A 22526-nucleotide genomic window follows, 5' to 3' on the forward strand; every position below is an offset into this window, starting at 1 on the left:
GTCGGTCAGTGACCGCCCGAATGCCCCGCGGACTCGCCGCCGGCCCCGGCGTCGTCGCGCCGTGGCTCCTCGCCCGCGGAGATCGGCACGGCGACGGTGGTCTGGCCGCCTTCTTTGAAGGTGAAGGTGAAGTCGTAGGTCAAGCCGTTGGTGATGGGCTGGCTCAGGTCGACGGTCGCTTCGGCGTCCACGGCGGGTTCGACGCTCTCCAGGGCTGCCAGCTCGCCGGTGTCCGGCGCGCCCACAATCAGCGCCCCGTTGACGGGAATGGCGGTGTCCCCGGTCAGCGACACCTCACCGATGTCGGAGGTGATCGACTCCAGTTCGTCGGCGACGTCCGGCGAGCCGTTCGCGGCGACGAAGATCAGCTCGACCTCGGTGCCGGGCTCGACATAGTCGGTGGTCTGCGGCGCGCGCAGGTGGATGTTACGCAGGTCGATCGTGCCGGCGCCGGCACTGGTGCCGTTCACGGCCGGTTCCTGCGTCGCGGTCTGGGCCACCTGGCCGGCACTGCATCCGACGAGCGCCACGGACGCGGCCAATCCACAGGATGCCAGCGCTGCGGTCATGATCGGGGTGCGCCGGTTCAAGGGTTTCACGGGGGCCTCCTGCTCGGCCGACGAGGCGGCGTGACCGGCCGCTGCGTCGGCGGTCACTGTGGATTCGACTATGCAGAGTAGTAGGTCGCCCATCTGTGCGGTAGCCGAGGTCCGAAGCGTCTGACGCCCTGCTGATCCCGAACGCCGACCGACCCGCATCCGGAGTCTCCCAGCGCTGCCAAATGGCCCCTCCCGGGCGTGCACCGGGACGTGGGAAAGCGCTCTGCACACCGCCTGGTGCAGGCGTCCACCTTGCACGGATCGGCCGCGCTGTCAACCCCCAGTGTTGGTCGACTGTGCCCCTGACCTGCATTGTTGATCCGCGCCCAATTCCGTCACGTGTTAACATCGAGGGGTGAAAGGGGCTCGAATCTGATGATTTTCAAGGTCGGAGACACCGTTGTCTATCCACACCACGGTGCTGCGTTGATCGAGGCGATCGAAACCCGGACCATCAAAGGCGAGCAGAAAGAATATCTCGTCCTGAAGGTCGCGCAGGGAGACCTGACCGTTCGGGTACCCGCAGACAACGCGGAGTACGTCGGTGTTCGCGATGTCGTCGGGCAGGAGGGCTTGGACAAGGTGTTCCAGGTCCTGCGCGCACCGCACACCGAGGAGCCCACGAACTGGTCGCGTCGGTACAAGGCCAATCTGGAGAAGCTTGCATCCGGTGACGTGAACAAGGTCGCCGAGGTCGTGCGCGACCTGTGGCGGCGAGACCAGGAACGTGGTCTGTCGGCGGGGGAGAAGCGCATGTTGGCCAAGGCCCGCCAGATCCTGGTCGGCGAATTGGCTCTTGCCGAGAACACCGACGACGCCAAGGCGTCGACCATTCTCGACGAGGTTCTGGCTGCCGCGTCCTAGTCGCTCGGCTCTGAAGCCTCGATGACGTTACGCGTCGGGCTCGGTACCGACGTCCATCCCATCGAACCCGGGCGTCCATGCTGGCTGCTGTGTCTGCTTTTCGACGACGCTGACGGCTGTTCCGGTCATTCCGACGGCGACGTCGCCGCACACGCATTGTGTGACGCGTTGCTGTCGGCGGCCGGCATGGGCGACATCGGTGAGGTGTTCGGCACCGGCCAACCCCAGTGGCAGGGCGTCAGCGGCGCCGAGATGCTACGACACGTGCACGCGCTGCTGATCGAAGCAGGATTGAGCGTCGGCAACGCGGCTGTTCAGGTCATCGGAAACCGGCCGAAGGTCGGTCCGCGCCGGGCCGAGGCTCAGCAGATGCTCTCCGAGCTACTCGGGGCGCCGGTGTCGGTGTCGGCCACCACCACCGACGGCCTTGGGCTGACGGGCCGGGGCGAGGGTCTGGCGGCGATCGCCACCGCGCTCGTTACCGACGAGCGCTTGCGCGAGGAGCAGACCGATACCGACGAGCGCTTGCGCGAGGAGCAGACCGATACCGACGAGCGCTTGCGCGAGGAGCAGACCACTACCGGCGATGAGGGTCGGAGCGGAACCGGCCGGTAAGCTGGCCCGTCGTGACCGAACGCCCCGCAGCCGTGATGCGGCTGTATGACACCTTGTCTGGCGGTGTGCGCGATTTCGCGCCACTGCGGCCCGGCCACGTCTCGATCTATCTGTGCGGCGCCACGGTGCAGGGTCTGCCCCATATCGGGCACGTGCGCAGCGGTGTCGCCTTCGACGTCCTGCGCCGCTGGCTGACCGCCAAGGGCTTCGACGTGGCCTTCATTCGCAACGTCACCGACATCGACGACAAGATCCTCACCAAGGCCGCCGACGCCGGCCGCCCGTGGTGGGAGTGGGCCGCCACCTACGAGCGGGCGTTCTCGGCGGCGTACGACGCGCTGGGCGTGCTGCCGCCGTCGGCCGAGCCGCGCGCCACCGGGCACATCACGCAGATGGTGGAGTTGATCGAGCGGCTCATCGAGCGCGGGCACGCCTATGCCGGGGACGGTGACGTGTACTTCGACGTCGCGTCGCTGCCCGACTACGGCAAGCTCTCGGGCCACAAGGTCGAGGACGTCCATCAGGGCGAGGGTGTGGCCACCGGAAAGCGGGACCAGCGCGATTTCACGCTGTGGAAGGGCGCCAAGCCCGGTGAGCCGTCATGGCCGACGCCGTGGGGCCGGGGTAGGCCCGGGTGGCACACCGAGTGCGTCGCGATGTGCGAGGCGTATCTGGGTGAACAGTTCGACATCCATGCCGGCGGCATGGATCTGGTGTTCCCTCATCACGAGAACGAGATCGCTCAGGCCGAGGCAGCCGGTGACGGCTTCGCCCGATTCTGGCTGCACAACGGCTGGGTGACCATGGGCGGTGAGAAGATGAGCAAGTCGCTGGGCAACGTGCTGGCCATACCCGCGGTGCTGCAGCGGGTGCGCCCCGCCGAGCTGCGGTACTACCTGGGTAGCGCGCATTACCGCTCGATGCTGGAGTTCTCCGAGACCGCGCTCACCGATGCGGCCCGGGCTTACACCGGCATCGAGGATTTCCTGCACCGGGTCCGCACCCGGGTGGGTGCCGTGGTGCCCGGTGAGTGGACGGTGAAGTTCGCCGCGGCCCTCGACGATGACCTGGCGGTGCCTGCGGCGCTGGCCGAGGTGCACGCGGTGCGGGCCGACGGGAACCGGGCGCTGGAGAGCGGCGACCACGACACCGCGCTGAACCGGGCGATGTCGATCCGCGCCATGATGGGCATCCTCGGTGCCGACCCGCTCGACGAGCGGTGGGAGTCGCGGGATGAGACCTCCGCTGCGCTGGCGGCCGTCGACGTACTCGTGCACGCTGAGGTGAAGCGCCGCGAGGACGCCCGGGCGCGGCGCGACTGGGCCGAGGCCGACGCGATCCGCGACCGCCTCAAGCAGGCCGGAATCGAGGTCACCGACACCGCTGACGGGCCTCAGTGGTCACTCATCGACGGAACGGACAAGTAATGGCCGGCAACTCGCGGCGGCGGGGCGCAGTACGCAAGCCCGGCACCAAGAAGGGGCCGACGGTCGGCTCCGGCGGGGTCCGGCGGCGTGGGCTGGAAGGAAAGGGTGCCACCCCGCCCGCCCACCAGCGGCCCAACCATCCCGCAGCCAAACGTGCCGCCAAGACCGCCCGCCAGCAGCAGGGCAAGCCCCGGAACGCTTCGAAAGACTCGGGTGTGGAGATCGTGCTCGGGCGCAACCCCGTGGTCGAATGCCTGCGCGCCGGGGTGCCGGCCACGGCGCTGTACGTGGCGCTGGGCACGGACTCGGATGAACGTCTGACCGAGTCGGTGCAGACCGCCGCCGACACGGGCATCGCCATCCTCGAGGTGCCGCGCCACGACCTGGACCGCATCGCGGCCAACGGCATGCATCAGGGCATCGCGTTGCAGATTCCGCCCTATGACTACGCGCATCCCGACGATCTGCTGGCCGCGGCGAAGTCCGATGCGATGCCGCCGCTGCTGGTGGCGCTCGACAACATCTCCGACCCCCGGAATCTCGGTGCGATCGTGCGCTCGGTCGCCGCGTTCGGCGGCCACGGGGTGTTGATTCCGCAGCGGCGCTCCGCCTCGGTGACGGCAGTGGCGTGGCGCACCAGCGCGGGTGCGGCTGCGCGCGTGCCGGTGGCGCGTGCGCCGAACCTGACCCGCGCCCTCAAGAGCTGGGCGGACGCCGGGTTGCAGATCGTCGGCCTCGACGCCGGGGGGGACACCACGATCGACGAACTCGAGGCCGATGGCCCGACGGTGCTGGTGGTGGGGTCGGAGGGCAAGGGACTGTCCCGGCTGGTGCGGGAGAACTGCGATGCGGTGGTGTCGATCCCGATGGCGGGACCCACCGAGTCGCTCAACGCCGCGGTCGCGGCGGGTGTGGTGCTCGCCGACATCGCCCGGCAACGCCGGAGCTGACAGCGCAGGCTCAGCCCACCCTTGCCAGCGTGGTGGACTTGGGCTCGATCCCGATGCCGGGTGTGATCCGGCGCAGCCGCCGGATGGCCCACGGCGCCGCGAACGACACCGCCCAGCGTACGTTGCCGACGACTGTCGCGCTGCCGGACGGAGCGGCCAGAAACGACGTCGCAGGGCAGGTCAGCGGGTCGGCGTCCGGCAGGCAGTCGAAGACCCGCTCGGCCATGAACTCGTGGCCGAGTGCCGACAGGTGCACCCGGTCGTGGTCCCAGAGCCGGGGGTCGCGGAATTCGTCGAAGCGCCAGAAGTCGATGAGCCCCACGCCGAGGTCGTCGGCGATGCGGCGCAGCAGTTCGTTGTAGATCGCCGCCCGCCCGCGCAACCCGCGGAACATGGGCTTGGCCCCCAGGTCCGGCGCGGTGAAGGCGAGGACCGTGGCGCCGGTCTGCTGCAGGGACTTCAGGCCGTCGGCGTAGCGGGCCATCATGGCGTCCATGTCGACGCGCAGGGCCATCAGGTCGTTCATTCCGGCGTAGATGGTCACCAGGTCTGGTTCGGCGAGCATGGCGGCCTGCACCTGGGCGGTCAGGATGTCGTCCATGGTCCGGCCTCGCACGGCGAGGTTGGCGTAGCGGAATTCGGAATCGGCTCTCGCCAGTCGCGCGGCCAGCCGGTCGGCCCAGCCGCACACGCCGTTCGGGCTACCGGGGTGAGGATCGCCGATGCCTTCGGTGAAGGAATCACCCAGCGCGACGTATCTGCGGTAGGCCGCCACGTTCTTCATTGTCCCGGCTCAGGCGCGGTTGCGCCTGCCGCACCGCTGCTCTGGCAGGTGAAACGTTGAGGGTCAGATGTTGAACAGTTGTAGACCGGCCCACAGCGCTGCCACGCCGGCGACCAGTGTCAGCGGGACCGTGCACAGTCCAACGAGGCTGAATGCGACGGCGCCGGTGGGGACGTCCGATGTGCGCACCACGTTGCGCCACAGCAGGTTCGCCAGTGACCCGACATAGGTGAGGTTGGGTCCGACGTTGACGCCGATCAGCATGGCCAGTACGGCGGCCGGCCCCACCGCCGCCACCAGCGGCAGCAAGACCAACACCGCCGGCAGATTGTTCACGACGTTGGACAGGATCGCGGCCACCGCGGCGATCCAGAGCAGCGCGGGCAGCCCCGTCCCGTCGGGCAGGATCTGCTGCATCGCCGATTCCAGGCCGTTGCGCATCACGGCGTCGACGACCACGCCCAGGCACAGCACGAACACGAGAAAGGGCCCGTCGGCGGCGACGGTGATCCTGGTGACCGTTGTCCGCCCGGTGGCAAGACCGCGGATGCCGAGTACCAGTGCCCCGGCCAGCGCAGCCCACGCCGGGGACAACCCGGCCAGTGAGGTCAGCGCGAACCCGGCCAATGTCAGGGCCAGCACGACGAGGGTGAAGCGAGGCCAGGGGGCCGGAGTTGCGTCGGTCCGCGGGCGCGGCGCCACGGCCAGATCTTTGGCGAAAACCCCTCGCAATATCAGGAATTCAATCGCGACCACCGCCAGCCAGGGAAGTGCCATGACGGCGGTGAAGTGCAGGAACGACAGCCCGGCGGCACTGAATGCGAGAAGGTTGGTCAGGTTCGACACCGGAAGCAGCAGCGAGGCGCTGTTGGCCAGATGGGCGGTGGCGTAGGTGTGGGGCCGGGCGGGCACGCCGAGGGTGCGGGCGGTGGCCAGCACGACGGGGGTCAGCAGCACCACCGTGGCGTCCAGGCTGAGGATCGCCGTGACGGCCGCGGCGATGGCGAACACCGAAGCCAGCAAGCGTTTCTGGTTCCCCCGGGTGCTGCGCGCCATCGCCGATCCAGCCGCGCGGAACAGCCCGTCGTCGTCGCACAGGCGGGCCAGCACGAGCACCGCCGCGAGGAAGCCGACCACGGGAAGCAGGTCGGTCACCTCGGTGCGCGCACTCTCCCACGTGGTCGCCCCGACCGCGAGCAGCAGTGCAGCCGCCGGTAGCGCCACCACGATCTCGGGCCACCCGCGGGGGCGCCGCAACGCGAAGCCGAGTACGGCCGCGAGGGCGGCCACGGAGAGGATCAGCGCCATGGGTCGGCGCGGTGCCACAGCGTCGGCAGGTGCAGCGTCACCCCGTCGCGCTCGGCGAGCCCAGTCAGCACGGCCATCGTGGCGTCGAGATCGTCTGCGGCGAAAGGCAGTGCGCGCAAGGGCTTGTCGAGCGGGCGGAAGAAGTCATCCCAGTGGATCAGCACCACCCGGCGGGCGCCGACCGTGCGGACAGTCTGCGTCCAGTATTCGACGAGGTAATCAGCCGGTTGCAGGCCGAGCTGCCCGACGCCGAGATAGGCCACGTCCGCGCGGTACCCGGACAGCGCCCCCGGCAGGTATCCGGCGCTGCCGACGATCAGCAGTCGTCGGCCGGTCGGGCGGTGCGCGACGATGGTCGACCAGGCTTCGCCGCATCGGTAGGCCGACGCCCGCGCGGAGGGGGCGACGGGGGCGGAGATGGGACCCGGGAATCGATCCGGTGGGCAATGGTGCCCTTCGATCAGCGTGATGTCGTAGTGGCCCGCGGTGACGGGCTCACCGGGGGTGACGATGTCGGCCCGATGCAGACCGTGGCCGGCGGCGATCTGTGCGGCTGACGATCCGCCGATGATGCGGGCGCCGGTGAGATCGGCCACCGCCGCCGAGTCCATCGCGTGGTCGTAGTGGGTGTGCACCGGCGTCACGGCGGCCAGGCGCTGTACACCCAGCCGGTTCAGAGCCGATTCGATGCGCCGGCTGCTGGACCGCAACGGGCGGGTGGTGGCCACCGTGAGAAGGCCGGGCCGGCTGAAGAACCCGTCGGTGAGCACCGCGGAGACACCGTCGTCGATGAGCAGGGTCGTGACCCCGGCCCAGGTCACCGACAACTCGGCGTCCCCCGACGCCGCGGGGACGTCGCAGAAGCCGCGGTAAGCCGCCAGGTCGGGCCGGCCCAACTTCAGACGCATCACGCCACCTTAGGCGGGGTTGCGGTGGGGCGGCCGGAGCCGGTATTAATGGAAATGATTTTCAAATAGTTTGTGACCGTGGAGGCAGCTCATGAAGGCGGGAATTCACCCCGACTACCACCCCGTCGTGTTTCAGGACGCCAACACCGGCACGAAGTTCCTGACCAGGTCGACCTTGACCAGCGACAAGACCATCGAATGGGAGACCGCGGAGGGCGTGCGGGAGTATCCCCTGGTCGTCGTGGAGGTCTCGGCGGACTCGCACCCGTTCTGGACGGGAAGCCGTCGGATCGTCGACGCCGCAGGTCAGGTCGAGAAGTTCAACCGCCGCTACGGAAGTCGGCGCCCGGGCGCGCACGGGCAGTGACCGACCGGTGGGGCTGGCGACAGCACGCACGCTGCCGTGGTCTGCCCACCGACCTGTTCTACGCCTCCGAGCAGTGCCAGGGCAGTCTCCGGCGCGCACGTGAGGATGAGGTCAAGCGAATCTGCCACCGCTGCGCGGTACGCCCGCAGTGTTTGACCCACGCACTGGAACATCCTGAACGGCACGGTATCTGGGGTGCGACCACCCCGCGTGAACGCGCCGGGATGGGCCCGGTCGGCGATCGTCGTCCTGATGCTGCGGTCAGTGGCCTTCGTCGTCCTGATGCCGCTGGGTGACGTCGTCGGCGGCGTCGAAGTCGTCGCACGGATCCTCGTGCCAGTCGCCGAACGGATCGTCGTAGGTGGCCCAATCCCGTTCTCGCGCCATCTCGTCGTCGGTCAGCAGGGCCCCGGTGAGCGCGTTGGTGATCACGCCCGGGTCCGCGCCGCAGACGAGCGCGGTCAGGGAAATGTGGCGGTCACCGAACCGCTCGTCCCACCGCAGACCGGCCAGGGCCACCCGCTCGGGGTCGGCGTATCCGTCGGAATGCTCCGCTGAGCTCGCGAGCCATTCACCGGCATGGCCCACTTTCAGTCCCCCGCCGGCGGATTCGATCCACACCACGGCGTCGGGCTGGGTGGCCAGCCAGGCTCGCCCGCGTACCCGCACCACGCCGTCGAGCAGATCGTCGATCGCGATATGGAGCCGCATCGGGTGGAACGGTCGGTCAGCGCTGAACTCCACCAGCTCGACGTCGCCGTCGGCGCCCAGCGGCGGTTGCCCGGCGAGCAGCGCCTCGTGGGGGTTGTGCTCGCGGCCGCGCCGGGCGGTCCATTGCAGCGACGCCAGCGCCGGTTCCAGGAGTGCTGGACCCACGACGTGCTGCGATCGCGGTGCCAGCCGGCGCAGAACCGCCGACGTCCGGTCGTGTGTCGCGGACAGCACGAGTACATCGGCGAACTCGGCCTGGCCGACGACGACCTGGGCCACGGTCCGGTCGTCGTCGAGCACTTCGTCGTCCAGCGCCTGGGTCAGCCACGCGGCGGTGTGCATGGTGCTCACCACCGCTTCGATCCGGACGTCGCGGGCCGCCGGGCCGTCGGTGTATCCCGGTCCGACCCGGACGATGACGTTGTTGATGGCCCAGCAGACCGGCTCGGGCTCCAGCCAGGGCGCCAGGTGGATGACGATGCGCCTCACGTCGTCGCGCCGGTGCAGGCGGCGCAGCAGGATCAACAGGTCTTCTCGGATCGTGCAGTCGACGCAGCAGTTGGCCAGTTCCAGCGGCCATTCCGAGGTGTGCGGTCGCAGGTCGTCGCCGATGCGCACGCTGCGCACCACCACCTGGCCGTCGAAGCGGTGCCGGACCACGATCGTGCCCGGCGTCTGCGCCAGCGTCTCGCAGACGTCGTCGGTCATCTCCTGGCCGGCCACCACGATCACCGGTGTTCGCTTCATCGTCACCTCAACACCACCGCTTAACGAAAACCCTTTCCATCTAGATTGGGTGCGACGATACCTCGCCGGTCGGGCGGTGTCGAAAACGGCGTCCGAGGGGTCAGTAGCTGTACGGGTTCTCGGGCGGTTCGATCTCCTGCACGGCGGACACCTGCATCGTCGGGGTCGAGCGCATCGACGAGTCGCTCTGCCCGGGCGGCATCGTTCCTTCCACGCGCACCCAGGTCCCGTCGTCCAGCGCGGCCGCACGTGCGGCGGCCGGTCCGACGAGATCGAGTCGTGCCAGCTGGGCATCGGCAGCGCAGCACAGGATCACCACGCGGCCGAGCTGGACCTTGTCACCGTCCTTCATGGTGAAGCCCGTGACGGTGATGAGTCGCCCATCCAGGGTGTTCGCCGAGTCCTGGGCCACTCGGACCAGCACCTCGGGCAGGGCGAGCTCCGGTGCCCGTTGCGCGGGCAGCGCCGGGAACGGCCGCCGCAACACCTCGGTCGAGACCTCTCGCACGGCGGGCCGCGCGGTTTGTCGGCCGAGGGCCGGAGGCACGACGAAACCCAGCAACGCGACCGGCACGATCAGCAGCCACAGCACACCTGAGCGATGCCGGTGACCGTGCTCGGTCTCCTGTGGGCCGCTGCGGATGTCGCGGACGATCGACACCAGCGCCAGAACGATCAGAAGGACCGCCGAGGCCATCAGCCACGGCAGCAGCGAGGGTTTCACGTAACGGGTGAAGGTGCCGGTCGCCGAGATGATCAGCGTGCTGACCCCGACCAGCAGCAGCAGCGCGTTCTCGGTTTCGCGGCTCATCGGTTGCCCACCACCAGCAGGCCCACTCCCGTCGCCACCGCGACGGCGACGACGAACGTGACCGGCGCGAAGCGCACCGCGAAGGCACGACCGAACATGCCGACCTGCATGGCGAACAGCTTGATGTCGATCGCGGGGCCGACGACCAGGAACACCAGCCGCGGCACCAGCGGAAGCATCGACAGGCTGGCGGCGACGAACGCGTCGGCTTCCGAACACAGCGCGAGGATCACCGCCAGCAACGCCATCACCGCGATACCGAGAACTAGTTGTCCGGCCAGGTGGTCATACACCCATTCAGGCACCACGATGTGCAGCGCCGCCGCGGCCGCGGCGCCGATCACCAGGTAGGACGAGGCCTGCAGGAAGTCGTGTCGCGCCGCTTCGGTGAACACGGTCCAGCGAGATCCGTCGTGGCCGTGCAGGTGCGGCATGCGGCGGGTGATCCACCGCGGCTGGCCGAAGCGAGCCCAGAGCGCACCCATGATGAGCGCGGTCAACAGCGATGCGGCGCAGCGCGCGGCGACCATCCGGGGCTCTCCGGGGAACGCGACGGCCGTCGACACCAGCACCACGGGGTTGATGGCCGGCGCGGCGAGCATGAACGTCAGCGCGGCGGCCCCGACAGCACCTTCTCCGAACAGGCGGCGGGCGATGGGCACCGAACCGCACTCGCAGCCTGGCAGCGCCGCGCCGCCGACCCCGGCGGCCAGGATCGCCGCAGCGGGCCGCCGCGGTAACCAGCGGGCCAGCCGATCGGGGGTGACGAACGCGGCGACGGCACCGCTGACCAGGATGCCGAGCGCCAGGAACGGAATAGCCTGGACGAAGATCCCACAGAACACCGTTGCGGCCGTGGCGATGTCGGGTGTTCCGGCCACGACGCTGCGCAGGAACGAACCGGCGAGCGCCAGCCCCACGACCACGGCGACGAGCACGTGCATCGATCCCAGACGCGTCCGGCGAGGTTGCGCTTCAACCGCCACGGCGGCCATTGTGCCAGCAGGAACGAGCTGCGACGGTCACGTGGACACGGAGGCCGACAGCTCAGCGGCGGGCTGAGGCCGGCGTTCGCATGCCGTACAGGCCGACTACGGCGGCGATCAGACACGCGGCGGCGACGCTGCCGGCGGACCAGGGGAACACGGCAGAGAGCTCCCACCGGGTGGCGGCCCAGCCGGCGACGAGAGTGGGCACCGCCATGGCGGTGTAAGCCACCAGATAGAACGCCGACATCGTCTCGCCGCGACGGTGCGCGGGGACGACTTCGGACAGGTGCCGCAGCGATCCACCGAAGCCCAGACCGAAGGTCACCCCGAGCAATACGGCGGCGACGAACACCAGTGGCCACCGATGTGTCATCAACACCGGGATGGTGAGTATCAACGACAGCGCCATACCGACGTCACCGATGATCGCGGAGTACCTGGCAGGTAGCCGCGTCGCGGCGAGCTGGGCCATGGCGGCCGCGAAGGCGGTCGTTCCGACGACAGCGCCACCGAACACCAGGTTGTCGATGTGGGTCTGGCGCGCCGCCAGCGACGGGTACAGCGAAAGCAACACGCCCAGCACCGACCAGGAGGCCATCACGCCCAGCGCGGAGAACCAGAAGTCGCCGCGGATCTCGACGGGGACAGCGGGTTTGGCGATGCGGACCGGACCGGGATTGCGGGCGGTGTGGGGTTCGCGCAATGCCAGCAGCCCGATGCCGACGAGAAGACAGATCACCGCCACGACCGCGTACGGGGTCCGCAGTGGGTGAGGGGCGTATTGGGCCAGCAATGCCGAACCGATGATCGCGATAGTCATGCCGACGTTGAAGCTCACTCCGCTGAGTTGCCCGGACCGCACCCCGCGGTCGGGCCGCAGGTCCAGCAGCGCGGCCGCGCCGGCGACGACGATCGAGCCGACGGCCGCGCCGTGGATGGTGCGAGCCAACAGCAGAAGCGCCATGTTGTCGGCCACCAGGAAGATCCCGAGCCCGACCAGCAGAGCGAACAGCGCGGCCAGGAGTACCGGCTTGCGTCCGACCACGTCGGACACGCGGCCCGAGACGAGCACCGCGGCGAGCGCGGCGAGCGCGTAGACGGCGAAGACGACTGTCGTCGCCAACGGCGAGAGGTGCCAGGTGCTCTCGTAGATGCCGTACAGCGGCGCGGGGAGGCCGGATACGCCCAGCGCCACGCCGCTGACGACGAGCAGCAGTGGATAGGCCCATCGCTGCTGCTGGCCCGGACGATCCAACGCCACCATCGCGGATGCACTTCCCGTCGAGTAGGTTTGACAGATATCGAACCCCGCCGAGCGTACGCTGGGTTTGACCGATATCAAACCTCGTGTGGTGAAGGGCACTGTGGATGACAGACGACACAGGGGTCGCCGCCCAGGTCGGGACGGTGCAGCAGGTGCTGGCCGCGATCCACGATCCAGTGCGCCTGGAGATGGTCCGCCGTCTCTACAACGCGGGAAAACCACTGCAGTGCGGCGCACTCTACGACGGGATCAACAAATCCACGGCCACCCACCACTTCAAGATCTTGCGCGAAGCGGGGGTGACCGAACGGTTGGCCATCGACGGTCTGATTCATCAGCGACTGCGTCGTGCGGAGGTCGATGCGGCCATCCCAGGACTTCTCAACAGCATCGTGCAGGGCGTGAACGCCGAGTCGGCTAACTGAACGGCGCGAGTGTCACGCCCTCGTCGACGAGGCGGCGGCGCACCGCGGTCGCGATCTGTACGGCGCCGGGTGAATCGCCGTGTACGCACACCGATTCCACGGTGATGGGGATCGTCGATCCGTCGACCGCGTCGACGCGGCCGTGAGTCACCATCGAGATCACCCGCTCGGCGATCTCGTCGACATCCTCGAGCACGGCGTGGCGTTCGCGGCGTGACACGAGCTTGCCGTCCGGCCGGTAGGAGCGGTCGGCGAACGCCTCGGGGACGGCGCGCAGTCCGAATTCCTCCGCGGCGGCGAAGAACATCGATCCGGCGATGCCCAGTACGGGCAGCGACGGGTCGACCGCATGCACGGCCGCTGCGACGGCATGCGCCTGGCTACGGTTGGTGACTATCGAGTTGTACAGCGCACCATGTGGTTTGACATAGGAGACGGACGTGCCGGCCGCCGTGGCCAACGCCGCGATTGCGCCGATCTGGTAGATGACGTCAGCGGTCAGGTCGGCGGGTTCGACGTCGATGAATCGCCGTCCGAAACCGGCGAGGTCGCGGTAACTGACCTGGGCGCCGACGCGTACCCCCCGGTCCGCGGCCGCCCGGCACACCGTCAACAGGTTCGCCGGATCGCCGGCGTGGAAGCCGCACGCGACATTGGCCGAGGTGACGATGTCGAGCATGGCGTCGTCATCGCCGAGTGTCCAGACGCCGAAGCCCTCGCCGAGGTCGGCGTTGAGGTCCACCGAGCCTGCTGCCATCGCCCCAGCCTAGTGCGGTGCGTGCCCGGCGATGTCGATGCGGTGGTCGGCCGCCGCGGTGAGTGCGGTGTCGTGGGTGGCCGCGATGACGGTTGTGCCCATGTCGGCGAGGCGGCGTAGGTGGGCGATCACCAGCGCTCCCGAGGCGGCATCGAGGCCGGTGGTGGGTTCGTCGAGCAGCAGGAGAGGAGCTTCCTGTGCCAATGCTTGAGCAAGCAGGACGCGCTGGCGCTGGCCGCCGGAGAGCTCGCCCAGGGTGCGGTCCCGGAGGTCCGCGAGGCCGAGCTCGGTCATCCAGTGCTCGACGACCGCGTGGTCGGCCGCGCTGGGACGGCGTAGCAGTCCCAGCCGGCGCCAGCGGCCCATCATGACGGCTTCGGCAGCGGTGATCGGGAAGTTGTCGCCGGCCTGGCTGCGCTGCACGGCGTAGGCGATGTCGCGAACCCCGACATGGAGGTGGCCGCGGTTGGGACGAAGCACTCCCGCGATCAGATCCAGCAGGGTGGACTTGCCGCACCCGTTGGCGCCGACGACCGCGGTGAACGAGGTCGGTTCGATCTGCAGGTCGAGCCCGTCGAACACCGGGACGCGGCCATAGCTGAACGCCACGGCGGTCAGCTGGATCCGGGCGGTGCGGATGTCCGTCTTATTGAAAATGACTTTCATTACTGCTAGAAGTGTACGCCATGCAGTTGTTGACGGAGCCGTTCGAAGCGGACGTCGTCGTTCGGGCTCTCGTCGCCGGAGTGATCGCGGCGTGCCTGTGCGCCGTGGTGGGGTGCTGGGTCTTACTGCGCCACAGCGTTTTTCTCGGTGACGCGATGACACATGGCATGCTGCCCGGTGTCGCGGTCGCCGCGTTGCTGGGTGGCAGCTTGATGGCAGGTGGGCTGCTGGCCGCGTTGGCCATGTCGCTCGGTGTCGCCGCCATCGGTCGGTCGTCGAAACTCGCGTCGGACGCCAGTATCGGTCTCCTGCTGGTAGGCACGCTCGCGCTGGGCGTCATCATCGTCTCGCGATCGCAGAGTTTCGCCGTCGATCTCACCGGCTTTCTGTTCGGTGACGTGTTCGCAGTCGGCACGGTCGACCTCGTCGTCCTGGCGGTGGCGCTGGCGTCGACGTTCATCGCCGTCGTGATCGGGCACCGTGCGTTCGTGGCTGTCACATTCGATCCGCGCAAGGCGGCCACGCTCGGTTTGCGGCCGCAGCTGGCGATCCCGGCCCTGACGGTGTTGATGGCCGTCGCCATGGTGGCGTCCTTCCACGTGGTCGGCACCTTGTTGGTATTGGGTCTGCTGGTGGCGCCGCCGGCGACTGCGTTGGCGTGGGCGCGATCCATTCCGGCGGTCATGGTGCTCGCCGCGCTGATCGGCTCTGCCGCGGTGTATGTCGGACTGACCATCTCGTGGTACGCCGAGACGGCCGGTGGTGCCACGATCGCCGGGGTCGCTGTGCTGATGTTCTTCGCCTCGACGCTCCTGTCGCAGTTGCGGTCACACTGGCGGCGCGCGTCGGTAGCGGTGGCCGGGGCTTGTCTGGTCGCCGGCTGCTCGGGCAGCAGTCCAGCGCCGCAGGAACCGCCGGAAACGCCCGCCGGTGAGCACGACGAGGTCGTCGTGGAGGGTGCGCGGGAACTTGACGGCCCGCTGACGAAACTCGTCATCGTTGACCCGGCAAGTGGAGACACGGCGGTATACGACGCCGTCGACGAAACAGAGTCCATGATCGGCTCCTATGGCGCGGTCGCCGCGATCGCGGGTGACGGTCGTTACGCCTACCTGCAGACAGGACGGGGCGCGACCATCGTGGATGCCGGCGCATGGACCTTCGATCACGGTGATCACTACCACTACTTCGCGGCTGATCCGGTGATGGTCGGCTCAGTCGACATTCCGGTCTCTTCAGCGGCCGCGAGCAATTCGCTCGCCACTGTCGCGTCCGACGCAGGCGATGTCGCGGTTCTGGACTACGAGAAGCTCGGAGAACACGCCGTCGAGCCGGCAGGACTTTCCCTCGGTCGGGAGGTTACTGCGGCACTACCCTTCGGAAACCGCGTCGTCACCGTCTCGAGTACGGGTCGTATGCACGTTGTCGATGACGACGGCGCGACCGACCTGGCCGGCGAGTGCCCCAACCCCAGCTGGTCGAGGGCGTCGCGGCGCGCCGTGGTGTTCGGTTGCGAGACAGGCGCGGTGCGAGTCACCGGCGGAGACGAAGATTTGACGGTCACCGCCATGCCATTTCCGCCCGACGCTCCGACGCAGCACCCACAGCAGATGGACCACCGCGACCGCGCTGACGTGTTCGCCGGGCTGTCGGCGGGCACGGTCTGGGTTCTGGACAGCCGGCAGCGCAGATGGACCGCCATCGACGTGCCCGACGCGGTTGCCGCGAACACCGCAGGAGACGGCGCCGTGCTCGTACTGCACCGGGACGGGAGCCTGGGCTCCTTCGACGTCAACGAGCGCACCGAGACTGCGCGGGTGTCCCTGTTCCACGACGGTGTGCCGGATCAAGGCCCCCAACCGGTCATCGACATCGACTCCGATCGGGCCTATGTCAACAACGCAGCCGCGAGGGAAATCTACGAAATCGACTACGCCGACGGGATCAGGATCGCCCGCACGCTTCGCACCGAGGTCGTACCCGGCCTGATGGTGGAGGCTGGGCGGTGAGGCCGACGTGTTCGCACTGGAGCCTGGCGTGGCTCGTCGCTGCTCTCGTCGTGACCGTCTCTGCGTGCGGCGGTGGGGCGGACCCTGGACGCAGTGAGATCGTCGTCACCACCAATATCCTCGGTGACGTGGTGCGCCACGTGGTCGGTGACGCCGCTGAGGTCCGGGTCCTCATGAAGCCGAACGCTGACCCACACTCGTTCGGCATCTCCGCTCAGGAAGCTGCGGCGATGAACTCGGCGGGGCTGATCGTCTACAACGGCCTGGGGCTCGAGGAGAATGTGGAACGAAACGTCGAAAGTGCCGCGGAACAGGGCGTTCCGACCCTTGCGGTAGGCGAGGACATCGATCCGATCCGGTACTCCGAAGGCGATACCGCGGGTGCGCCCGACCCGCATTTCTGGACGGATCCGCAACGGATGATCACCGCTGTCGGTGTCATCGAGGATGCAATCGTCAATGAGGTCAACGGAATCGACACCGCCGCGATCGTGCGCAACGCTGAGGTCTACCGCCGGCAGCTGACAGAGCTCGACGCCTCGATGGCCGCCGACTTCGAGACCATCGCTGTCCAGCGCCGAAAGCTGGTCACCAATCACCACGTGCTCGGCTACCTCGCTCAGCGGTTCGGCTTCACGGTGATCGGTGCGATCGTGCCCAGCGGGACCACCCTGGCCGCTCCGAGTCCATCCGACCTCGAATCGCTCGTGGGTGCCATCGAAACCGCTCGAGTACCTGCGATCTTCATCGACTCATCGCAACCGGAGAAGCTGGCCCGGGTGCTGTCGGAGCAGGCCGACATCGCCGTCACGATCGTGCCGCTCTACAGCGAATCACTGAGTCCGCCAGGTACACCCGGCGCGACGTATGTCGACATGATGCGTTCCAACACCGACTCCATCGTCAAGGGGCTGCGATGACCGCAGCCCGATCAGCTCAGAAGGGAGCAGATATGTGCGACATGCGGTGGCTCTACCGCGCCGGCGCCGCCTCGTGTGCGGCAGCGACCCTGGTGGCGTGCTCGTCCGGAACCGACAGTGCCGAGAGCACCCAGAGTCCGGAGTCGGCGCCCGCCTCGGAGGCGCCTGCCGAACCGATCGCCGAGCCCGTCGTCGCCACTTACGATGGCGGTCTCTATGTCCTCGACGGCGAGACCCTCGAGTTCGCCCAGGACATCCCGCTCGACGGCTTCCTGCGGGTCAACCCCGCCGGCGACGAGGCGCACGTGCTCGTGACCACCGACGAGGGATTCCGGATTCTCGATGCGGCGGGAGGCCAACTGACCGACGACACCTTCGCCGCGTCGGATCCGGGACACGTGGTCGTGCACGGGGAGAACACCGTCCTGTTCGCCGACGGCTCGGGCGAGATCACCGCATTCGATCCGCACGCGCTCGAAGAGGGGGGCTTACCCGAGACCAGCACCTTCACCACGCCGGAGCCTCATCACGGGGTCGCAGTCATTCTCTCCGACGGCACGTTGGTGCATTCGCTGGGCGATTTGGACAACCGCATCGGCGCGGTGGCGATGCAGGGCGACCGCGAGATCGCCCGCAGCGAAGAATGCCCCGGTATCCACGGGGAGGCGGTAGCCGCCGACGAGGTCGTCGTGCTCGGTTGCGAGAACGGTGTGCTGACCTACGCCGACGGGTCGTTCACCAAGATTCCCAGCCCGACCCCGTACGGTAGGTCGGGAAACGTTCGCGGACATGATGATTCGCCGGTCGTGCTGGCCGACATGAAGGTCGACCCGGACGCCGAGATGGAGCGGCCGAACCAGTTCGCTCTGATCGACACCACCACAGACCAAATGCAGGTGGTCCAGCTCCCCGAGTCGGTCAGCTACTGGTTCCGTTCGCTGGGCCGGGGGCCCCGAGGCGAAGCACTGATCTTGGGCACCGACGGAAAACTGTACGTCTTCGATCAGGTGACCGGTGATCAGATCCAAGCGATCGACATCATGCAGGCGTGGTCCGAACCCGACGACTGGCAGGCCGGTGGGCCGGCGGTGTTCACCCGCGAGGATGCGGTCTACGTGTCCGACCCGGCGACTCGGCAGATCCATCTCGTCGACCTGCAATCGGGCGCTGTCACGGCATCGACGACGTTGGAGCAGGCCCCCAACGAGCTCAGTGGGGCCGTCGGACATCACCACCATTAGGCGAGTCGGTGCGACGATGGTGGCGTGACCCGAGCTGACATCCTCATCACGGCGTCAGAGCTGGCGCGCCACCTCGCCGTCGGCCGACCGGTGAACGTCCTCGACGTCCGTTGGGAACTGACACACCCCGATGGGCGCGAGGCGTTCTCCGCCGGTCACGTCCCCGGTGCCGTGTACGTCTCGCTCGAGGATGAGTTGACCGATCACGCTGTGACGGGTCGCGGGCGCCATCCGTTGCCGTCCGGGCAGGCCCTCGAGCAGTCCGCTCGCCGCTGGGGGATGCGCGCCGGCATACCCACCGTGGTCTACGACGATTGGAATCGCGCCGGTTCTGCCCGGGCGTGGTGGGTGCTGACCGCGGCGGGTGTCCAGGATGTCCGCATCCTCGATGGCGGGCTCTCCGCCTGGGTGGAGTTCGGCGGTGATCTCGAAACGGGCGTGGCCACCGTCAGTCCCGGTGACGTGACGGTCGCGCATCGCGACCTGTACCAAGGTGCGCTGCCGACGTTGACCGCCGACCAGACAGCGGAGTTCGGCGGCCTAGTGCTTGACGCGCGCGCTCCCGAGCGGTTTCGCGGCGAGCGCGAGCCGGTCGATCCCGTCGCCGGCCACATTCCCGGCGCTCGCAATGCCCCGAGCACGTCGGTGCTGTCGGTCGACGGAACAGTCCGCTCCGACGATGAGTTGCGTCAGTTCTTCGCCGAGCGTGGCGTCGACGGCGTAGGCGCGTACTGCGGTTCAGGTGTCACCGCCGCGGTGTTGATCGCGGCCCTGCAGATGGTGGGCACCGAGGCCCGGCTGTTTCCGGGGTCGTGGTCGCAGTGGTGTGCCGAACCGGACCGGCCGGTGGCCACGGGAGACTAGACCGTCTGTTCAGTCGGCCCGTGCGTTCGGCCGGCTCACTCAGTTCGGCCGGCTCACTCAGTTCGGCCGGCTCACTCAGTTCGGTCGGCTCACTCAGTTCGGTCGGCTCACTCAGTTCGATCGGCTCAGTCTGGCCATGTTCAGCTCGGCGCGCAGGTTCGTCGGGAGATCGCCCGGATCCCACTCGCCGGCGGCTATCCATTTGCACACCGCCTCGGCATCGACCTCGTCGCGCACCGGACCGATCCACTGCATGGATGACACGGGGGTCCGGTCCCTCGTGCAGGGCTGCAGCACCAGCATCACGTCCCGCCCCGAATTGCCCGGCTCTGCCGAGGTCTTCGCGCCGCAGGCGAAAGTGCCCAGCAAGCAATTGGTCACGACCAGCACGCCGTGCGGGCAGTTGCGTACCACCTGTCGCAGCTTCGGCATCACCATCGCGGTGACGTCGGTGCCGCAGGCCGTGCAGACGGCCACGGTGAAGGGGTTGCCGGTGTGTCGTTGCTTCGCGCTCAACGCTCGTCTCCTCGGTAGCCTCCGCGCAGCAGGGCCGTATTGGTAACGGTTTTCAACAATACCGGCTTCACGCTACAGTGCCCCATGGTCGTTGTCGAAAACTGTTTTCAATAACTTAGGAGGATGTCCGTGGGTCGAATGACCGGCAAGGTCGCTTTCGTCACCGGGGCTGGCCGCGGGCAGGGTCGCAGCCATGCTGTTCACTTGGCCGACGAGGGGGCCGATCTCATCATCGTCGACATCGGACAGAACATCGAGACGAATTCCTACCCCTTGGCCACGGCTGCCGATCTCGAGGAAACCGCCCGACTCGTCGAGAAGTCCGGCCGGCGGGTGATCACGGCCCAGGTCGACGTCCGGGACCGGGTGGGCCTGAAGAAGGTACTCGACGACGCGGTCGCCGATCTAGGCGGTTTGGACGTGGTGGTCGCCAACGCGGGTATCTGCCCGCTGGGCAACGACATTCCCGTCCAAGGCTTCAACGATGCGTTCGATGTCGATTTCGTCGGCGTGGTGAACTCGGTTCACGTCGCACTGCCGCATCTGAAATCGGGCAGTGCGATCGTCGTGACCGGGTCGGTGGCGGGACTGGTGCCGCAGACCGGCATCAACGGGCAGGGCGGCATGCAGGGAGCCGGCGGTGACGGATACGGACTGGCGAAGAAGATGATTCGCGACTACACCAAGTCCCTTGCGCTCACGATGGGGCCGCAACGGATCCGGATCAATGCGGTGCACCCCACCAACGTCGACACCGACATGCTGCACAACTCGGCGATGTACAAGACCTTCCGTCCGGATCTGTCGGAACCGACTCGCGAAGACGCCGAAGTCACGTTCCCGTTCATGCAGGCCATGCCCGTGCCCTACATCGAAGCCTCGGACATCTCCCATGCCGTGGTCTATCTCGCCTCCGACGAGTCCCGGTATGTGACCGGCCAGCAGTTGTTCGTCGATGCCGGAGCCTCGCTCAAGCTCGGCCTCTGACCGGGCTTCAACCGTTTGACCGCGGGCCCGCTGGGTAACCGCTGGCACCATGTGGTTCGACGACTGGTCCGACATCGTCCGGGTGCTCGTTGTGGGCACCGCCGCTTACGTCGGACTGGTTGCCGTGTTGCGGGTTTCGGGCAAGCGGACTCTGGCCAAGCTCAACGCCTTCGACCTGGTGGTCACCGTGGCGTTCGGTTCGACGCTGGCCACCATTCTGCTCAGCTCCGACGTGTCCTACGCCGAAGGTGTCACGGCTCTGGTTCTGCTGGCGGTTCTGCAGTTCGTCGCGGCGATGATCTCGTCGCGTCTACGCTTGGGCAGGGCCGTGATCACCGCACGTCCGACTCTGCTGCTGCGGGACGGGGCCGTCCTCGACGAGGCCCTGCTCGAACAGCGCATCAGCGCCGACGAGATCCGCCAGGTGGTGCGGGCCAGCGGCGCCGGCAGTTTGGCCGCCATCGCGGCCGTGGTGCTGGAGACGGACGGCACCCTGAGCGTGATCAGCGCCGACCGCCTCGGTGACGGCTCTGCCCTCGGCGGCCTGTCAATGTGAGTGGCTGTGCGTCACACCCCAAGCAGGCAACGGATCGTCGAACCTGAGCCAGGCGTCTTCACCCGCTGACAGCTCCAGGTCCGTCAGCAGCGCACCGGAGAGCAACTCCTGCACCCGCTCCCGGTCCAGCTTGACCCCGATGAACACGATCTCCTGCCCCGGCGCGATATCGGTGCTCGACCAGTACTTGGGCGGGTTCGATCACCAGATTCGGCCCGGCCTGTGACCAGATGGCCGCGATGGCCGGCCTGCTGGCGATCCAGCAGAACCCCTTGCTGCGCAGGATGCGGGTCATCTGGCCCAGCGCTCGGGCCAGGCGGTTCGGGTGGAACGGCCGGTCCGCCCGGAAGGTCATGGAGCTGATGCCGTACTCCTCGGTCTCCGGGGTGTGGCCATCGGCGATCTCCTCGTCCCAGCCCGGCGCCTCGGCGGCCAGGATCGGGTCGAACAGACCGGTGTCGAGCACCTTGGAGAGATCGACGACGCCGTGGTCGGTGTGGATCAGTTTCGCGGTGGGATTCAGCCGTCGTACCAGCGTTTCCACCGTGGCCAGCGTGGCCGGGGTGACCAGGTCGGTCTTGTTCAGCAGAATCACGTCCGCGAACTCCACCTGGTCGACCAGGAGGTCTGAGATGCTGCGGGCGTCACCTTCCCCGGCGCTCATCTGTCGGTCGGCCAGCGCCTCTCCCCGGGCGAGCTCGGTCAGAAATGTCGAGGCGTCGACGACGGTGACCAGCGTGTCGAGCCGGGCCAGCTGTCCGAGGCTGAAACCGTCCTCGAACTCCCAGCTGAAGGTGGCGGCCACCGGCATCGGCTCGGAGATCCCGGTCGACTCGATGACGAGCTGGTCGAATCGATTCTGGCGGGCGAGCGCGCCGACTGCTTCGACCAGGTCCTCGCGCAGCGTGCAGCAGATGCATCCGTTGGTGAGTTCGACCAGCTTCTCCTCGGTGCGGTCGAGGTGGCCCTGACCGGCCACCAGGGCGGCGTCGATGTTGACCTCACTCATGTCGTTGACGATGACGGCCACCCGGCGGCCTTCGCGGTTGGCCAGGATGTGGTTGAGCAGGGTCGTCTTACCGGCGCCCAGGAATCCGGAGAGCACAGTGACGGGCAGTTTCGGGGACGCGTCGGAAGCCATGTATTAATGATAATCATTTTCATTTAATGCGCACCAGTTGACCGGCCGTGTGCGCTTCCAATTGGCAACGGTTATCGTTGCCGGGTGAACGCAGTTCGAT

The 22526-nt window shown here is 67.9% G+C and carries 23 protein-coding genes and 2 pseudogenes; 13 read left to right on the top strand and 12 right to left on the bottom strand.

What is annotated here, in order from left to right; translation table 11 throughout:
• Positions 1 to 5: 5 nt before the first annotated feature.
• Positions 6 to 569, bottom strand: coding sequence for a hypothetical protein (locus J3476_RS03245; RefSeq protein WP_207065230.1), 564 nt, complete (start codon positions 567 to 569; stop codon positions 6 to 8).
• A gap of 405 nt (positions 570 to 974) precedes the next feature.
• Between J3476_RS03245 and carD the strand changes: the two genes are divergently transcribed.
• The 4 genes and pseudogenes from carD to rlmB all read left to right on the top strand — a co-directional run bounded on the left by carD (position 975) and on the right by rlmB (position 4455).
• Positions 975 to 1463 (top strand): RNA polymerase-binding transcription factor CarD, encoded by a 489-nt coding sequence (carD, locus tag J3476_RS03250; protein ID WP_011892341.1) that lies wholly within the window; start codon positions 975 to 977, stop codon positions 1461 to 1463.
• A gap of 21 nt (positions 1464 to 1484) precedes the next feature.
• Positions 1485 to 1955: pseudogene (ispF, locus tag J3476_RS03255) on the top strand (2-C-methyl-D-erythritol 2,4-cyclodiphosphate synthase); the annotation flags it as partial.
• Between the two features lie 158 nt (positions 1956 to 2113).
• Entirely contained in the window at positions 2114 to 3505 is a 1392-nt protein-coding gene (cysS, locus tag J3476_RS03260) for a cysteine--tRNA ligase (protein WP_221354986.1), read from the top strand.
• Positions 3505 to 4455 carry a 23S rRNA (guanosine(2251)-2'-O)-methyltransferase RlmB gene (gene rlmB, locus J3476_RS03265; RefSeq protein WP_207065113.1) on the top strand — a complete coding sequence of 317 codons (951 nt, stop codon included), beginning with the start codon at positions 3505 to 3507 and terminating at the stop codon, positions 4453 to 4455. Before cysS ends, rlmB begins: the two co-directional genes overlap by 1 nt.
• A gap of 10 nt (positions 4456 to 4465) precedes the next feature.
• On the opposite strand, the gene J3476_RS03270 is transcribed toward rlmB, so the two are convergent.
• From J3476_RS03270 to J3476_RS03280, 3 genes are all read right to left on the bottom strand, one after another.
• Positions 4466 to 5239 (bottom strand): SGNH/GDSL hydrolase family protein, encoded by a 774-nt coding sequence (locus J3476_RS03270; RefSeq protein WP_207065114.1) that lies wholly within the window; start codon positions 5237 to 5239, stop codon positions 4466 to 4468.
• Positions 5240 to 5302: 63 nt separating this feature from the next.
• Entirely contained in the window at positions 5303 to 6547 is a 1245-nt protein-coding gene (locus tag J3476_RS03275; protein WP_207065115.1) for an SLC13 family permease, read from the bottom strand.
• Complete coding sequence (locus tag J3476_RS03280) at positions 6538 to 7455, bottom strand: MBL fold metallo-hydrolase (protein ID WP_207065116.1); 918 nt, start codon at positions 7453 to 7455, stop codon at positions 6538 to 6540. The genes J3476_RS03275 and J3476_RS03280 overlap by 10 nt, the downstream gene beginning before the upstream one ends.
• A 91-nt stretch (positions 7456 to 7546) precedes the next feature.
• Between J3476_RS03280 and J3476_RS03285 the strand changes: the two genes are divergently transcribed.
• Positions 7547 to 7822 (top strand): type B 50S ribosomal protein L31, encoded by a 276-nt coding sequence (locus tag J3476_RS03285; RefSeq protein ID WP_207065117.1) that lies wholly within the window; start codon positions 7547 to 7549, stop codon positions 7820 to 7822.
• Positions 7819 to 8118 (top strand): WhiB family transcriptional regulator, encoded by a 300-nt coding sequence (locus tag J3476_RS03290; RefSeq protein ID WP_207065118.1) that lies wholly within the window; start codon positions 7819 to 7821, stop codon positions 8116 to 8118. The genes J3476_RS03285 and J3476_RS03290 overlap by 4 nt, the downstream gene beginning before the upstream one ends.
• Here the strand turns inward: J3476_RS03290 and mrf are convergent.
• The 4 genes from mrf to J3476_RS03310 all read right to left on the bottom strand — a co-directional run bounded on the left by mrf (position 8084) and on the right by J3476_RS03310 (position 12344).
• Entirely contained in the window at positions 8084 to 9280 is a 1197-nt protein-coding gene (gene mrf / locus J3476_RS03295) for a ribosome hibernation factor-recruiting GTPase MRF (protein WP_207065231.1), read from the bottom strand. The genes J3476_RS03290 and mrf overlap by 35 nt on opposite strands.
• 100 nt (positions 9281 to 9380) lie before the next feature.
• Entirely contained in the window at positions 9381 to 10091 is a 711-nt protein-coding gene (locus J3476_RS03300; RefSeq protein ID WP_207065119.1) for a TIGR03943 family protein, read from the bottom strand.
• Positions 10088 to 11086 (bottom strand): permease, encoded by a 999-nt coding sequence (locus J3476_RS03305; RefSeq protein ID WP_207065120.1) that lies wholly within the window; start codon positions 11084 to 11086, stop codon positions 10088 to 10090. The genes J3476_RS03300 and J3476_RS03305 overlap by 4 nt, the downstream gene beginning before the upstream one ends.
• A 52-nt stretch (positions 11087 to 11138) precedes the next feature.
• On the bottom strand, positions 11139 to 12344 hold the full coding sequence (locus J3476_RS03310; protein ID WP_207065121.1) for an MFS transporter: 1206 nt from the start codon (positions 12342 to 12344) through the stop codon (positions 11139 to 11141).
• A 104-nt stretch (positions 12345 to 12448) separates the two neighbouring features.
• On the opposite strand from J3476_RS03310, the gene J3476_RS03315 reads away from it, so the two are divergent.
• The gene (locus J3476_RS03315; protein WP_207065122.1) at positions 12449 to 12769 is read left to right on the top strand and encodes a helix-turn-helix transcriptional regulator; all 321 of its coding nucleotides are present in this window, start codon (positions 12449 to 12451) and stop codon (positions 12767 to 12769) included.
• On the opposite strand, the gene J3476_RS03320 is transcribed toward J3476_RS03315, so the two are convergent.
• Positions 12762 to 13526 (bottom strand): LamB/YcsF family protein, encoded by a 765-nt coding sequence (locus J3476_RS03320; protein WP_207065123.1) that lies wholly within the window; start codon positions 13524 to 13526, stop codon positions 12762 to 12764. The two genes, J3476_RS03315 and J3476_RS03320, sit on opposite strands and share 8 nt — an antisense overlap.
• A 9-nt stretch (positions 13527 to 13535) precedes the next feature.
• Complete coding sequence (aztA, locus tag J3476_RS03325; RefSeq protein ID WP_207065124.1) at positions 13536 to 14192, bottom strand: zinc ABC transporter ATP-binding protein AztA; 657 nt, start codon at positions 14190 to 14192, stop codon at positions 13536 to 13538.
• A gap of 20 nt (positions 14193 to 14212) precedes the next feature.
• On the opposite strand from aztA, the gene aztB reads away from it, so the two are divergent.
• The 4 genes from aztB to J3476_RS03345 are packed head-to-tail and all read left to right on the top strand — an operon-like array spanning position 14213 to position 19226.
• The gene (gene aztB, locus J3476_RS03330) at positions 14213 to 16201 is read left to right on the top strand and encodes a zinc ABC transporter permease AztB (RefSeq protein ID WP_207065125.1); all 1989 of its coding nucleotides are present in this window, start codon (positions 14213 to 14215) and stop codon (positions 16199 to 16201) included.
• A gap of 50 nt (positions 16202 to 16251) precedes the next feature.
• Positions 16252 to 17121 carry a zinc ABC transporter substrate-binding protein AztC gene (gene aztC / locus J3476_RS03335; RefSeq protein WP_286182556.1) on the top strand — a complete coding sequence of 290 codons (870 nt, stop codon included), beginning with the start codon at positions 16252 to 16254 and terminating at the stop codon, positions 17119 to 17121.
• 32 nt (positions 17122 to 17153) lie between these two features.
• Positions 17154 to 18362: a zinc metallochaperone AztD gene (aztD, locus tag J3476_RS03340; protein ID WP_207065126.1), complete on the top strand. Its 1209-nt coding sequence runs from the start codon at positions 17154 to 17156 to the stop codon at positions 18360 to 18362.
• A gap of 24 nt (positions 18363 to 18386) precedes the next feature.
• A complete protein-coding gene (locus tag J3476_RS03345) occupies positions 18387 to 19226 on the top strand; it encodes a sulfurtransferase (RefSeq protein WP_207065127.1) in 840 nt (279 codons plus the stop codon).
• Positions 19227 to 19337: 111 nt separating this feature from the next.
• Here the strand turns inward: J3476_RS03345 and J3476_RS03350 are convergent, their stop codons facing one another.
• Positions 19338 to 19703 carry a hypothetical protein gene (locus J3476_RS03350; RefSeq protein ID WP_207065128.1) on the bottom strand — a complete coding sequence of 122 codons (366 nt, stop codon included), beginning with the start codon at positions 19701 to 19703 and terminating at the stop codon, positions 19338 to 19340.
• 168 nt (positions 19704 to 19871) lie between these two features.
• On the opposite strand from J3476_RS03350, the gene J3476_RS03355 reads away from it, so the two are divergent.
• Positions 19872 to 20729, top strand: a complete 858-nt coding sequence (locus tag J3476_RS03355; protein WP_207065233.1) for a mycofactocin-coupled SDR family oxidoreductase — start codon at positions 19872 to 19874, stop codon at positions 20727 to 20729.
• A gap of 49 nt (positions 20730 to 20778) precedes the next feature.
• Positions 20779 to 21285 carry a DUF421 domain-containing protein gene (locus J3476_RS03360; RefSeq protein WP_207065129.1) on the top strand — a complete coding sequence of 169 codons (507 nt, stop codon included), beginning with the start codon at positions 20779 to 20781 and terminating at the stop codon, positions 21283 to 21285.
• Here J3476_RS03360 and J3476_RS03365 read toward each other — a convergent pair.
• Positions 21277 to 22426, bottom strand: a pseudogene (locus J3476_RS03365) (GTP-binding protein). The gene J3476_RS03360 and the pseudogene J3476_RS03365 sit on opposite strands and share 9 nt — an antisense overlap.
• Positions 22427 to 22526: the final 100 nt, after the last annotated feature.

It is taken from the genome of Mycobacterium sp. PO1, assembly GCF_017312405.1.
GTDB lineage: Bacteria > Actinomycetota > Actinomycetes > Mycobacteriales > Mycobacteriaceae > Mycobacterium.